Genomic DNA, 13,566 nt, shown 5'->3' with positions numbered 1-13,566 from the left:
CCGACGGTGAACGCCGGCGGGCATGTCAGAGGTCGAATCTAGACTGAACCCCATGCAAGCCACGCGATCGGTGCGACCCTTCGAAGTCGTCAGCGAGTACACCCCGAGCGGTGACCAGCCCACGGCCATCGCCGACCTGGCCGCACGCATCAATGCGGGCGAGACCGATGTCGTCCTCCTCGGCGCGACGGGAACGGGTAAGTCGGCGACGACGGCCTGGCTCATCGAACAGGTGCAACGGCCGACCCTCGTGCTCGCGCACAACAAGACGCTCGCGGCCCAGCTGGCCAACGAGTTCCGCGAGTTACTGCCGAACAACGCCGTCGAGTACTTCGTCTCGTACTACGACTACTACCAGCCCGAGGCGTACGTGCCTCAGACCGATACGTTCATCGAGAAGGACTCGTCGATCAACTCAGAGGTCGAGCGGCTCCGCCACTCGACGACGAACTCGCTGCTCAGCCGTCGCGACGTCGTCGTCGTCTCGACGGTCTCGTGCATCTACGGCCTCGGTACGCCGGAAGAGTATCTCGGGGCGATGATGCCCCTGCAGGTGGGGCAGCGCGTCGATCGTGATTGGCTCATCCGTAAGTTCGTGTCGATGCAGTACCAGCGCAACGACGTCGACTTCTCGCGAGGCACCTTCCGCGTACGCGGAGACACCATCGAGATCATCCCCGTCTACGAAGAGCTCGCCATTCGCATCGAGATGTTCGGCGACGAGATCGAGGCGCTGTACACGCTTCACCCGCTGACCGGCGACATCGTGCAGAAACTCGACGCCATTCCCGTCTTCCCGGGTTCGCACTACGTCGCGAGCACCGAGGTCATGCAGCGAGCGATCGGCACCATCCGAACCGAGCTCGAGGAGCGCCTCGCCGAGCTCGAACGCGATGGCAAGCTCCTCGAGGCCCAGCGCCTCCGCATGCGGACGACGTTCGACCTCGAGATGATGGAGCAGATCGGCTTCTGCTCCGGTATCGAGAACTACTCCCGGCACATCGACGCGCGGGCTCCCGGTGAGGCGCCGCACTGCCTGCTCGACTATTTCGCCGACGACTTCCTCGTCGTCATCGACGAGTCCCATGTCACCGTTCCCCAGATCGGGGCGATGTACGAGGGCGACTCGTCGCGCAAGCGCACCCTGGTCGAGCACGGCTTCCGCCTGCCGAGCGCGCTCGACAACCGCCCGCTCAAGTGGGACGAGTTCAAGGCGCGCGTCGGTCAGACCGTCTACCTGTCGGCAACGCCCGGCAAGTACGAGATGGGGATCGCCGACGGCGTCGTCGAGCAGATCATCCGCCCGACGGGCCTCGTCGACCCGCAGATCGTCGTCAAGCCGAGCAAGGGGCAGATCGACGACCTGCTCGAACAGATCCGACTGCGCGTCGATCGCAACGAACGCGTGCTCGTGACGACGCTCACGAAGCGCATGGCCGAGGAACTCACCGACTTCCTCACCGAGGCGGGTGTGAGGGTGCGCTACCTGCACTCCGACGTCGACACCCTCCGCCGCGTCGAACTCCTGACCGAGCTCCGCGCCGGCATCTACGACGTCCTCGTCGGCATCAACCTCCTGCGCGAGGGACTCGACCTTCCCGAGGTGTCGCTCGTCGCGATCCTCGACGCCGACAAGGAGGGCTTCCTCCGTTCGTCGACGTCGCTCATCCAGACGATCGGTCGCGCCGCCCGTAACGTCTCCGGCGAGGTCCACATGTACGCCGATGTGATGACCGATTCGATGAGTCGGGCGATCGAGGAGACGACGCGTCGCCGTGAGAAGCAGGTCGAGTACAACACCATCAACGGTATCGATCCGACGCCGTTGCGGAAGCGCATCGCCGACATCACCGATGTCCTCGCCCGAGAAGAGGCCGATACCGCCGCGCTCCTCGCCGATCGTGAGTCGCGGAAGAAGTCTCCTGTTCCGAACCTCCGGCGCGAGGGGATCGCGGCGGCCGGTGCGAACGAGCTCGAGTCGCTCATCGCCGATCTCAACCAGCAGATGCTCGAAGCGGCGGGTGAGTTGAAGTTCGAACTCGCGGCGCGACTGCGCGACGAACTCGGCGACCTGAAGCGCGAGCTGCGGCAGATGGAGAAGGCCGGACACCTCGGTTAGGCGTCCGGAGCGCTGATCGTTCGCTCTCAGCAGAGGCGTTCGGGGGAGAGTGTCAGAGGTGCTGCATAGACTCTCAGAGTGCCTGTATCCCGCCTAGAAACCCAAGCGCATTTGAGCGTTCGCGGTGCCCGCGTCCACAACCTTCAGAACGTCGACGTCGAGATCCCGCGTGACGCGCTCGTCGTCTTCACCGGCCTCTCCGGCTCGGGAAAGTCGTCGCTCGCATTCGACACGATCTTCGCCGAGGGCCAGCGTCGCTACGTCGAGTCGCTCTCGGCGTACGCCCGCCAGTTCCTCGGTCAGGTCGATCGCCCCGACGTCGATTTCATCGAGGGTCTGAGCCCCGCCGTCTCGATCGACCAGAAGTCGACGAACCGCAACCCGCGCTCGACCGTCGGAACGATCACCGAGATCTACGACTACATGCGTCTGCTCTGGGCGCGCATCGGTGTCCCGCACTGTCCCGTGTGCGGTGAGCGCATCCAGCGTCAGACGGTGCAGCAGATCGCCGACCAGCTCATGGAGCTCGACGAGGGCACGCGGTACCAGGTGCTGAGCCCCGTCGTCTCGCAGAAGAAGGGCGAGTTCGTCGACTTCTTCAAGGAGCTCGCGGCTCAGGGCTTCTCGCGTGCGGTCGTCGACGGCGAGGTCATCCAGCTCTCGGCTCCGCCGACGCTCAAGAAGCAGGTCAAGCACGACATCTCCGTCGTGGTCGACCGTCTCGTCGCCGGCCCCGACATCCTCGGTCGACTCACCGACTCCCTCGAGACGGCGCTGCGGCTCACCGACGGCCTCGTGCGGGTGAACTTCGTCGACCTCGAGGGCGACGAGGCGTACGCGACGTTCTCCGAGAAGCTCTCGTGCCCCAACCAGCACCCCATCCAGCTGACCGAGATCGAGCCGCGCACCTTCTCGTTCAACGCTCCCTTCGGCGCGTGCCCCGAGTGCTCGGGCCTCGGCACCCGCATGTCGGTCGACGACGAGTTGCTGCTCGGCGATCCCGAGCTGAGCATCGATCAGGGCGTCATCCTGCCGTGGACGACGCAGGGCAAGGGCCTCTACCAGTATTACGAGAAGCTCCTCGAGGGTCTCGCGCGCGATCTCGACTTCTCACTCTCGACGCCGTGGGCCGAACTCAGCGACGACGTGCGCCGGGCCGTGCTCCACGGCGAGAACTTCGAGGTGCGCGTCAAGTGGCGCAACCGTTACGGCCGCGAGATGAGTTACACCTCCGGCTTCGAAGGCGTCGTGCCCTACATCGAGCGTCAGTACCTGCAGGCCGAGACCGACGTGCAGCGTGCGCGTTGGTCGGAGTACCTGCGCGAGGTTCCCTGCCACGTGTGCGACGGCAAGCGCCTCAAGCCCGAGGTGCTCGCGGTGCACGTGCACGACCAGAGCATCGCCGACGTCTGCGAGCTCAGCCTCACCGACGCACGCGATTTCATGGACCTCCTCGAGCTCTCCGACCGTGAGGTCAAGATCGCCGCGCAGGTCCTCCGCGAGATCAAGCTGCGCCTCGACTTCCTCATCCGCGTCGGCCTCAGCTACCTGAACCTCGCCCGCGCCGCGGCGACCCTCTCGGGCGGTGAGGCGCAGCGCATCCGATTGGCCACCCAGATCGGTTCGGGCCTCACCGGCGTGCTCTACGTCCTCGACGAGCCGAGCATCGGTCTGCACCAGCGCGACAACCGACGCCTCATCGAGACGCTCATCGCACTCCGCGACCTCGGCAACACGCTCATCGTCGTCGAGCACGACGAAGACACCATCCGCACGGCCGACTGGATCGTCGACATCGGCCCCGGCGCCGGTGTCGGGGGAGGCCGGGTCGTCCACTCGGGCAACTACGACGACCTCCTGGCGAACCCCGAGTCGATCACCGGCGACTACCTCGCCGGTCGCCGCGAGATCGCGGTGCCGACGAAGCGCCGACCCGTCGACCCGAAGCGTCAGATCGAGGTGCAGGGGGCTGCGGCGAACAACCTGCGCGGCATCGACGTGAAGTTCCCGCTCGGCACGCTCACGGCGGTCACAGGGGTGAGCGGCTCCGGCAAGTCGTCGCTCGTCAACGACATCCTCTACCGAGTGCTCGCCAACCGACTGAACGGTGCCCGCAAGGTGCCCGGCAAGCACAAGCGCGTCATCGGACTCGACAACCTCGACAAGGTCGTGCACGTCGACCAGGCGCCCATCGGGCGCACGCCGCGCTCGAACCCCGCCACCTACACCGGCGTCTTCGACCGAATCCGCACGCTCTTCTCCGAGACGAACGAGGCGAAGGCGCGTGGCTACCTTCCGGGTCGCTTCAGCTTCAACGTCAAGGGCGGCCGCTGCGAGGCGTGTTCGGGCGACGGAACGATCAAGATCGAGATGAACTTCCTGCCCGACGTGTACGTCGCGTGCGAGGTCTGCGGCGGCCAGCGCTACAACCGCGAGACCCTGCAGGTGCACTACAAGGGCAAGAACATCGCCGAAGTCCTCGACATGCCGATCAGTGAGGCGGCCGACTTCTTCGAGCCGATCTCCGCGATCCACCGCTACCTCAAGACGCTCGTCGATGTGGGGCTCGGCTACGTCAAGCTCGGTCAGAGCGGGACGACGCTCTCGGGCGGCGAGGCGCAGCGCGTGAAGCTCGCGACCGAGCTCCAGCGCCGGTCGAACGGTCGAAGCATCTACGTGCTCGACGAGCCGACGACGGGTCTCCACTTCGAAGACGTCCAGAAGCTGCTGAAGGTGCTCGGCAAGCTCGTCGACAAGGGCAACTCCGTCATCGTCATCGAGCACAGCCTCGACGTCATCAAGTCGGCCGACTGGGTCATCGACATCGGACCCGAGGGCGGTTCGGGCGGCGGACAGGTCATCGCGACGGGCACGCCCGAGCAGATCGCCGACGTCGAGGCGAGCCACACGGGCCGGTTCCTCCGCGAGATCCTCGACGACGCCGTACCCTCGCGCGCCGTCGCGGCGAGCTGAGGTCACGGGTCGGCACATGTCGCAGACGGTGAGCTACCGGCCGAAGGCCGGTGAGATTCCGACGACTCCGGGCGTCTACCGGTTCCGTGACGACGGCGGCCGGGTGCTCTACGTCGGCAAGGCGAAGAACCTCCGGGCCCGGCTCAGCAACTACTTCGCACCGCTCCGCACCCTGCACGAGCGCACCCGACGCATGGTCACGACGGCGTCGAGCGTCGAGTGGACGGTGGTCGGCACCGAGGTCGAGGCACTCCAACTCGAGTTCACCTGGATCAACGAGTTCGACCCGCCGTTCAACGTGCAGTTCAAGGACGACAAGTCCTACCCGTACCTCGCCGTCACCCTCGCCGATGAAGCGCCCCGTGCGCTCGTCACGCGTCGACGCGGCATCCCCGGTGCGCGGTACTTCGGTCCGTACCCGAAGGTCTGGGCGGTGCACGAGACGATCGACACGCTGCGTGCGCTCTTCCCGATGCGCGCGTGCAAGGACTCCGACTACAAGCGGGCGATGCAGTCGGGAAAGCCGTGCTTCCTCGGCCAGATCGGTCGCTGCTTCGGGCCGTGCTCCGGCAAGGTCACGATCGCCGAGCACCGTGCGGTCGTCGACCGCTTCGTCTCGTTCATGCAGAGCCAGGATCGACGGATCGTCACCGATCTCACGCGCGAGATGAACGAGGCCGCCGCGCGCCAGGAGTACGAGCTCGCGGCGAAGCGTCGCGATCAGGTGCAGGCCGCGCAGGCGTTCTTCGAGAAGAGCGCCGTGGTGCTGCGCGACTCGGTCGACATCGACCTGTTCGGCATCGAGCACGACGAGCTCGCGGCGGCGGTCCAGCAGTTCATCGTCCGCGGCGGTCGCATCCGCGGTGTGCGCGCGTGGACCGTCGACAAGGAGCTCGACGTCCCGCTCGGCGACCTCGTCGACTCGGTGCTGCAGAACGCGTACGGCACCGACGAATCGCCGCCGACCGAGATCGTCGTGCCCGAGCTCCCCGACGACGCGGCCGCGCTCGAAGACTGGCTGAGCGGGGTGGGGCGACGCCGGGTGCGCATCCGTGTCGCTCAGCGCGGCGAGAAGGCCGCGCTCCTCGCGACCGCGACGCAGAACGCCAAGGGCGCGCTCATCCTCTACAAGACGCGGAGGAGCGCCGACTTCACCGCCCGGTCACGCGCTCTCGAAGACATCCAGAGCGCGCTCGGCATGACCGAGGCGCCGCTCCGGATGGAGTGCTTCGACGTCTCTCACCTGAGCGGCACCAACATCGTGGCGTCCATGGTGGTCTTCGAAGACGGTCTTCCGCGGAAGGACGAGTACCGACGGTTCACGATTCCCCAGTCGACGGATGACACCGACTCGATCCATCAGGTGATGACGCGGCGACTCGCGCGCATGGTGATCGACGAGGAGGCCGAGCCCGAACCCGATGCCGATGGCGTCGTCGTCCAGCGCAAGCGATTCGCGTACCGACCGAACCTTCTGATCGTCGACGGCGGGCAGCCGCAGGTCGCGGCGGCGGCGCGCGCTCTCGCCGAAGCCGGCGTGACCGACATCGCCCTCTGCGGCATCGCGAAGCGGCTCGAGGAGATCTGGCTGCCCGACTCCGACTACCCGGTGATCTTCCCGCGCAACAGCGAAGCCCTGTTCCTTTTCCAGCGCATCCGCGACGAGGCCCACCGTTTCGCGATCGTGCACCAGCGATCACGGCGGAAGCGCGACATCTCGACGATCCTCGCCGAGATCCCCGGTCTCGGCCCGGCACGCGTGAAGGAGCTTCTGCGTTACTTCGGGTCGGTGTCGCGGCTCAAGCAGGCATCCGTCGACGACATCGCCGAGGTCCGCGGTGTCGGTCCCGCCCTCGCGACTGCGATCCACGCTCATCTGCGCGACGGCGCCGCCGCGGCTCGATAGGCTGGGGGGAGTGGACGCGGAAGGGGCTCCGAAGACGATGACGGACGAACCCGAGACGATCGGATCCGCGAACGACGACGGCGAGACGACGCCCGACGAGCGCGAGATGCTCATCGTGACGGGCATGTCGGGTGCCGGGCGCTCGACGGTCGGCAACGCCCTCGAAGACCTCGGCTGGTACGTCGTCGACAACCTCCCGCCGCAGATGCTCCGACCGCTGAGCGAGCTCGTCGAGCGCGCGGGAGCGACGCTTCCGCGCATCGCGGCGATCGTCGACATCCGCGGCCGCGACTTCTTCTACGAACTCCGCGACATCATTCAGGGCTTGCGCAACGGATTCGACGTCCGCGTCGTCTTCCTCGACGCGACGGATGCCGCGCTCGTGCGTCGCTTCGAGTCGGTGCGTCGCCCCCACCCGCTCCAGGGCGATGGAACGATCCTCGACGGCATCGTCGCCGAACGCGCGCGGATGGCCGAGATCCGCGAGATGAGCGATCTCGTCATCGATACGTCCGACCTCAACATCCACCAGCTCGCGACCATCACGACCGAGAGCTTCGCCCACGAGTCGACCGCGGGCGTGAGCGTCACGCTCCTGACGTTCGGGTTCAAGTACGGACTGCCCACCGACGCCGACCTCGTCGCCGACGCGCGGTTCCTGCCGAATCCGTTCTGGGTCGAGGAACTCAAGTCGTTGACGGGGCTCGACGACGCGGTCTCCGACTACGTCCTCGGCCAGCAGGGAGCGCGCGAGTTCGTCGACGACTATGCTCGTGCTCTCGAGCCCGTGCTCGCCGGCTATCAGCGTGAGAACAAGCGTCACGTGACGATCGCCGTCGGGTGCACGGGCGGGAAGCACCGCTCGGTCGCCGTCGCCCGTGCGCTCCAGGACAAGATCGCTGCCCTTCCGGGTGCGATCGTGAGCATCAAGCATCGCGACGTCGGTCGCGAATGAACGTCGCCCCGACCGAGTGTCGTGTGGGCGTCGACAGAACGAATGGATGATTGAGTGGCACTGACCGCTGAGGTGAAGGAAGAGCTGGCGCGCCTGGCCGAAGGCCGCACGACGGCTCGCGCGGCAGAACTCGCGACGATTCTGAGGTTCGCCGGAGGACTGCACATCATCTCGAATCGCATCGCGATCGAGGCCGAACTCGACTCGCCGGCACTCGCGAAGCGCGTGACGCGGGACATCGCCGAGATCTACGGCATCCGTGCCGACGTCTCGGTGATCTCGGCGTCGGGGCTCCGTCGCACGCCGCAGTACCTCGTGCGTGTCCTCGACGGCGGCGAGACCCTCGCCCGCCAGACCGGACTGCTCGACGCTCGTCGTCGCCCCGTGCGCGGCCTCCCGAACAAGCTCACGACGGGTTCGCGCGAGGACGTCGCGGCGATCTGGCGCGGCGCATTCCTGGCGCGGGGGAGTCTGACCGATCCCGGCCGCTCGGCAGCGCTCGAGATCACGTGCCCCGGCAACGAGACGGCGATGGCGCTCGTGGGTGCGGCGGGCCGCCTGGGCGTCTCGGCGAAGGCGCGCGAAGTGCGCGCGGTGCACCGTGTCGTCATCCGTGACGGTGAAGCGATCAGCGCGATGCTCGCGCACATGGGCGCCACGGCGACCGTCAGGAACTGGGAAGAGCTGCGTCAGCGCCGCGAGGTGCGGGCGACCGCGAACCGACTCGTGAACTTCGACGACGCCAACCTCCGCCGCTCGGCGCAGGCCGCGGTCGCGGCGTGCGCGCGGGTCGAGCGTGCGCTTGAGATCCTCGGCGACGACGTGCCCGAACACCTGCGCTACGCGGGCGACCTGCGATTGCGATTCCGCGAGTCGAGCCTCGACGAGCTCGGTCACCACGCCGATCCGCCCATGACGAAGGACGCCGTCGCGGGACGCATCCGCCGACTGCTCGCGATGGCCGACAAGAAGGCCGTCGAGACCGGTGTCCCCGGCACCGACGCGAACCTTCCGCCTGACCTCGACGACGTGTAGCGCGGGGAAGCAATCAGGCTCGAATGTGTTGTCTTCACTAGACTCGACAGAGTCGCTCGAAGCACGGCACTGATGTGCTCCGGCACTTGACAAGGAGAAAAGCAATGGCTGATTACACCCTCCCGTCCCTCGCCTACGACTACTCGGCGCTCGAGCCGAGTATCAGCGCGACGATCATGGAGTTGCACCACTCCAAGCACCACCAGGCGTACGTGACCGGCGCGAACACGGCGATCGCTCAGCTCGCCGAAGCTCGCGACTCGGGCAACCTCGCCAACGTGAACAAGCTCGAGAAGGACCTCGCGTTCAATCTCGGCGGTCACGTCAACCACTCGATCTTCTGGACGAACCTCTCGCCGAACGGCGGAGACAAGCCGACCGGCGACCTCGAGTCGGCGATCGACGACCACTTCGGTTCGTTCGACAAGTTCCAGGCCCACTTCACGGCGACGGCGCTCGGCGTCCAGGGCTCCGGCTGGGCCGTCCTCGCCTGGGACTCCATCGGCGAACGCCTCATCATCGTGCAGTTCTTCGACCAGCAGGCCAACTTCCCCGCCGGCATCGTGCCGCTGCTCATGCTCGACGTCTGGGAGCACGCCTACTACCTCGACTACAAGAACGTGCGCGCCGACTACGTCAAGGCCTTCTGGAACATCGTCGACTGGGCGAACGTTCAGGAGCGCTTCTCCGTCGCTCGCGAGAAGACCTCCGGCCTGCTGCTACTGTCTTAGCGGATGGTGTCCCTGGACGCCGTCCGGGGACACCGCAGTCCGTTCGTGTTCATCCCCAGTATGCGCGTCACCGCGCCCCAGAAACAGGAGTAATCCGTGTCCGTAAAGATCGGAATCAACGGCTTCGGCCGCATTGGTCGCAACTACCTCCGCGCGGCTCTCGCGCAGGGTGCAGACCTCGAAATCGTGGCGGTGAACGACCTCACCGACAACAAGACGCTCGCTCACCTCCTCAAGTACGACTCCGTCAGCGGACCGCTGACCGAAGAGGTCTCCTACGACGACGACTCGATCACGGTCGGCGACCGCAAGATCAAGGTCTTCGCCGAGCGCGACCCCGCCAACCTCCCGTGGGGCGAGTACGGCGTCGACATCGTCATCGAGTCGACGGGTCGCTTCACCAAGGCGGATGACGCCAAGAAGCACATCGCCGGCGGCGCCAAGAAGGTCCTCATCTCCGCTCCCGCGACCGGTGACGACGTCACCATCGTCATGGGCGTCAACGAGGGCGACTACAACCCCGAGACCGACGTCATCATCTCGAACGCGTCGTGCACCACGAACTGCCTCGCGCCCCTCGCGAAGGTCTTCAACGACGCCTTCGGCATCGAGCGCGGCTTCATGATGACCGCTCACGCGTACACCGCCGACCAGAACCTGCAGGACGGCCCGCACAGCGACCTCCGTCGTGCCCGTGGCGCTGCGATCAACATCGTCCCCGCGTCGACCGGTGCAGCCAAGGCCATCGGCCACGTGCTGCCCGAGCTCAACGGCAAGCTCAGCGGCTCGTCGTACCGCGTGCCCGTCCCCACCGGCTCGATCGTCGACCTCACCATCGTGACGCCGACCGAGGGCCTCACGGCCGAGCAGATCAACGCCGAGTACAAGGCTGCTGCAGCCGACGGCCGCCTCGCCGGCTACCTGCAGTACACCGAGGACCCGATCGTCTCGAGCGACATCCAGGGCAACCCGCACTCGTCGATCTTCGACGCCGAGCTGACCAACGTCAGCGGCAACCTGGTCAAGGTCTCGGCCTGGTACGACAACGAGTGGGGCTACTCCAACCGTCTCGTCGACCTGACCGAGTACGTCGCCGAACGTCTCTGAGCGGCAACGGAATGGCTCTGCGCACGATTGACTCCCTCGGATCGCTCGCGGGCAAGCGCGTCGTCGTCCGGTGCGATCTGAACGTCCCTCTGAAGGACGGCGTGATCACCGACGACGGTCGTGTGCGGGCCTCCGTACCGACCATCACCGCGCTCGTCGAGCAGGGTGCCCGCGTCGTGGTGATCTCTCACCTCGGCCGCCCCGACGGCACCCCCGACGAGCGCTACAGCCTCGCGCCGGCAGCTCACCGTCTCGGTGAGCTGCTCGGCCGCGAGGTCGCCTTCGCGACTGACACGGTCGGCGACGACGCGGCACGCGTGGTCTCCGCCCTCACCGACGGTGACGTCGCCGTCCTCGAGAACCTGCGCTTCAACGCGGCCGAGACGAGCAAGGACGCGTCCGAGCGCGAGGCGTTCGCCGCGCAGCTCGCCGAGTTCGCCGACGCCGTCGTCTCCGACGGCTTCGGTGTCGTCCACCGCAAGCAGGCGAGCGTCTTCGAGCTCGAGAAGCTCCGCCCGAGCGCGGCCGGTCTGCTGATCGCCGCCGAGCTCGAGGTGCTCGACCGACTGACCGAGACCCCCGAGCGCCCCTACGCGGTCGTCCTCGGCGGCTCGAAGGTCTCCGACAAGCTCGGTGTCATCGGTCACCTCCTCCCGCGGGTCGACTCGCTCCTCATCGGCGGCGGCATGCTCTTCACCTTCCTCGCGGCCCTCGGCCACAAGGTCGGGTCGAGCCTGCTCGAGGCCGACCAGATCGAGACCGTGCGGGGTTACCTCGCCGAGGCCGAGCGCCTGGGCGTCGACATCGTCCTCCCGACGGATGTCGTGGTGGCCGAGAAGTTCGGCGGTGACGCCGCCCACGTGGTGACGGCCGCCGACTCGATCGAAGAGACCCCGTTCGGCTCCGCCGGGCTCGGCCTCGACATCGGCCCGGAGACCGCAGCGCGCTTCGCCGAGGTCATCCGTGGTTCGAAGACCGTGTTCTGGAACGGCCCGATGGGCGTGTTCGAGCTCGCTCCGTTCGCGGCGGGTACGCGCACGGTCGCCGAGGCACTCACGCAGGTCGATGGGCTGAGCGTCGTGGGTGGTGGCGACTCCGCCGCCGCCGTTCGTGCGCTCGGGTTCACCGACGAGCAGTTCGGCCACATCTCCACCGGAGGTGGGGCCAGCCTCGAGTTCCTCGAGGGCAAGAAACTTCCCGGACTGGAGGTCCTCGGATGGCTGTGAACGGCCGCACCCCGCTTCTCGCGGGAAACTGGAAGATGAACCTCGACCACCTGCAGGCGATCGCCTTCGTGCAGAAGCTCGCCTGGAGCCTGGCCGACGCGAAGCACGACTTCGACTCGGCAGAGGTCGCCGTCTTCCCGCCTTACACCGACCTGCGCTCCGTGCAGACGCTCGTCTCGGCCGACAAGCTCCCGATCGCCTTCGGCGCGCAGGACCTGTCCGTCCACGATTCGGGTGCCTACACGGGCGAGATCTCGGGTGCGTTCCTCGCTCAGCTCGACTGCACGTACGTCATCATCGGTCACTCCGAGCGCCGCACGCTGCACGGTGAGACCGACGAGGTCGTCGCCGCGAAGACGAAGGCGGCCCTCCGTCACGGACTCGTTCCGGTCGTCTGCGTCGGCGAGACGGCGGAAGACCTCGAGAAGCACGGCCCGAGCGCTGTGCCCGTGGCACAGCTGCGCGCGGCCCTCGACGGCCTCGCCGAAGGCTCGGAGATCGTCGTCGCCTACGAGCCCGTGTGGGCAATCGGTTCCGGTCAGGCGGCGACGCCCGAGCAGGCCGAGCAGGTCGCCGCGGCTCTGCGCCCGGTCATCGCCGAGATCCTCGGCGCCGACGCGGCTGCCGCGACGCGCATCCTCTACGGCGGTTCGGTGAAGGCGGCCAACATCGCCGGCTTCATGCGTGAGCCGAACGTCGATGGCGCACTCATCGGCGGCGCGAGCCTCGATCTCGACGAGTTCTCGAGCATCGTCCGTTTCCAGAAGCACGTGGGAGTCTGACGGACCGAAGGGTTCGTCGCGGCTATACTCATTGAGGTCGCACCGACGTTCGTGGTGCGCAGAGAAAGGTAACCGGTGGAGATTCTCCAGGTCGTATTGCAGGTGCTGCTCGGACTCACGAGCCTCCTGCTCACTCTGCTCATCCTGTTGCACAAGGGTCGCGGCGGTGGTCTCTCCGACATGTTCGGCGGAGGCGTCACGTCCAACCTCGGTGCATCCGGCGTCGCTGAGCGCAACCTCAATCGCATCACGGTCATCCTCGGACTCGTGTGGGTGACGTGCATCATCGTGCTCGGCATCATCACCAAGTTCGACGTCGCCGTCTGAACGGGAGCGGATCATGGCTTCAGGTAACAGTGCAATCCGTGGCTCGCGCGTCGGCGCCGGCCCCATGGGCGAGCAGGATCGTGGATTCCACGCTGACCGCGTAGCGATCAGCTACTGGGACGCGCTCGGCAACGAGACGGTCCGCTACTTCGCGGCGAACCTTCCCGACGAAGAGATCCCCGAGACGATCGACTCGCCGCAGTCCGGCCTTCCCGCCGGTCGCGACAAGGAGAACCCGCCCTCGCTCGCGAAGGCCGAGCCGTACAAGACGCACCTCGCGTACGTGAAAGAACGTCGCACCGAAGAGGAGGGCGTCTCGCTCCTCGAAGACGCACTCCAGCAGCTTCGCGAGCGTCGCGGTCAGGCGCCCAAGGACTGACAAGAACATCAGCTCGAGCTCCGGCT

11 protein-coding genes are annotated in these 13,566 nt (G+C 66.8%); all 11 read left to right on the top strand.

Going from position 1 to position 13,566, the window contains the following annotated elements; all coding sequences use genetic code 11:
- The first annotated feature begins 52 nt into the window (after nucleotides 1-52).
- The gene (gene uvrB / locus BJ972_RS03850) at nucleotides 53-2,119 is read left to right on the top strand and encodes an excinuclease ABC subunit UvrB (protein WP_129174368.1); all 2,067 of its coding nucleotides are present in this window, start codon (nucleotides 53-55) and stop codon (nucleotides 2,117-2,119) included.
- Nucleotides 2,120-2,197: 78 nt separating this feature from the next.
- Nucleotides 2,198-5,092, top strand: a complete 2,895-nt coding sequence (uvrA, locus tag BJ972_RS03845; RefSeq protein ID WP_129174366.1) for an excinuclease ABC subunit UvrA — start codon at nucleotides 2,198-2,200, stop codon at nucleotides 5,090-5,092.
- Between the two features lie 16 nt (nucleotides 5,093-5,108).
- A complete protein-coding gene (uvrC, locus tag BJ972_RS03840; RefSeq protein WP_129174364.1) occupies nucleotides 5,109-6,998 on the top strand; it encodes an excinuclease ABC subunit UvrC in 1,890 nt (629 codons plus the stop codon).
- Between the two features lie 37 nt (nucleotides 6,999-7,035).
- On the top strand, nucleotides 7,036-7,953 hold the full coding sequence (rapZ, locus tag BJ972_RS03835) for an RNase adapter RapZ (RefSeq protein ID WP_129174362.1): 918 nt from the start codon (nucleotides 7,036-7,038) through the stop codon (nucleotides 7,951-7,953).
- 54 nt (nucleotides 7,954-8,007) lie between these two features.
- Nucleotides 8,008-8,988, top strand: a complete 981-nt coding sequence (whiA, locus tag BJ972_RS03830; RefSeq protein ID WP_129174360.1) for a DNA-binding protein WhiA — start codon at nucleotides 8,008-8,010, stop codon at nucleotides 8,986-8,988.
- A gap of 104 nt (nucleotides 8,989-9,092) precedes the next feature.
- On the top strand, nucleotides 9,093-9,719 hold the full coding sequence (locus BJ972_RS03825) for a superoxide dismutase (protein ID WP_129174358.1): 627 nt from the start codon (nucleotides 9,093-9,095) through the stop codon (nucleotides 9,717-9,719).
- A 96-nt stretch (nucleotides 9,720-9,815) separates the two neighbouring features.
- A complete protein-coding gene (gap, locus tag BJ972_RS03820) occupies nucleotides 9,816-10,826 on the top strand; it encodes a type I glyceraldehyde-3-phosphate dehydrogenase (protein ID WP_129174356.1) in 1,011 nt (336 codons plus the stop codon).
- An 11-nt stretch (nucleotides 10,827-10,837) separates the two neighbouring features.
- Nucleotides 10,838-12,052: a phosphoglycerate kinase gene (locus BJ972_RS03815; RefSeq protein WP_129174354.1), complete on the top strand. Its 1,215-nt coding sequence runs from the start codon at nucleotides 10,838-10,840 to the stop codon at nucleotides 12,050-12,052.
- Entirely contained in the window at nucleotides 12,043-12,834 is a 792-nt protein-coding gene (gene tpiA, locus BJ972_RS03810; RefSeq protein ID WP_129174352.1) for a triose-phosphate isomerase, read from the top strand. The genes BJ972_RS03815 and tpiA overlap by 10 nt, the downstream gene beginning before the upstream one ends.
- Nucleotides 12,835-12,909: 75 nt before the next feature.
- Entirely contained in the window at nucleotides 12,910-13,161 is a 252-nt protein-coding gene (gene secG, locus BJ972_RS03805; protein WP_129174350.1) for a preprotein translocase subunit SecG, read from the top strand.
- 13 nt (nucleotides 13,162-13,174) lie between these two features.
- Complete coding sequence (locus BJ972_RS03800; RefSeq protein WP_129174348.1) at nucleotides 13,175-13,540, top strand: RNA polymerase-binding protein RbpA; 366 nt, start codon at nucleotides 13,175-13,177, stop codon at nucleotides 13,538-13,540.
- The last annotated feature ends 26 nt before the right edge of the window (nucleotides 13,541-13,566 follow it).

The sequence above is a fragment of the Agromyces atrinae genome (assembly GCF_013407835.1).
Taxonomy (GTDB): domain Bacteria; phylum Actinomycetota; class Actinomycetes; order Actinomycetales; family Microbacteriaceae; genus Agromyces; species Agromyces atrinae.
The sequence above is the reverse complement of the archived record's forward strand: the minus strand, read 5'-3'. Positions and strand labels throughout refer to the sequence as shown.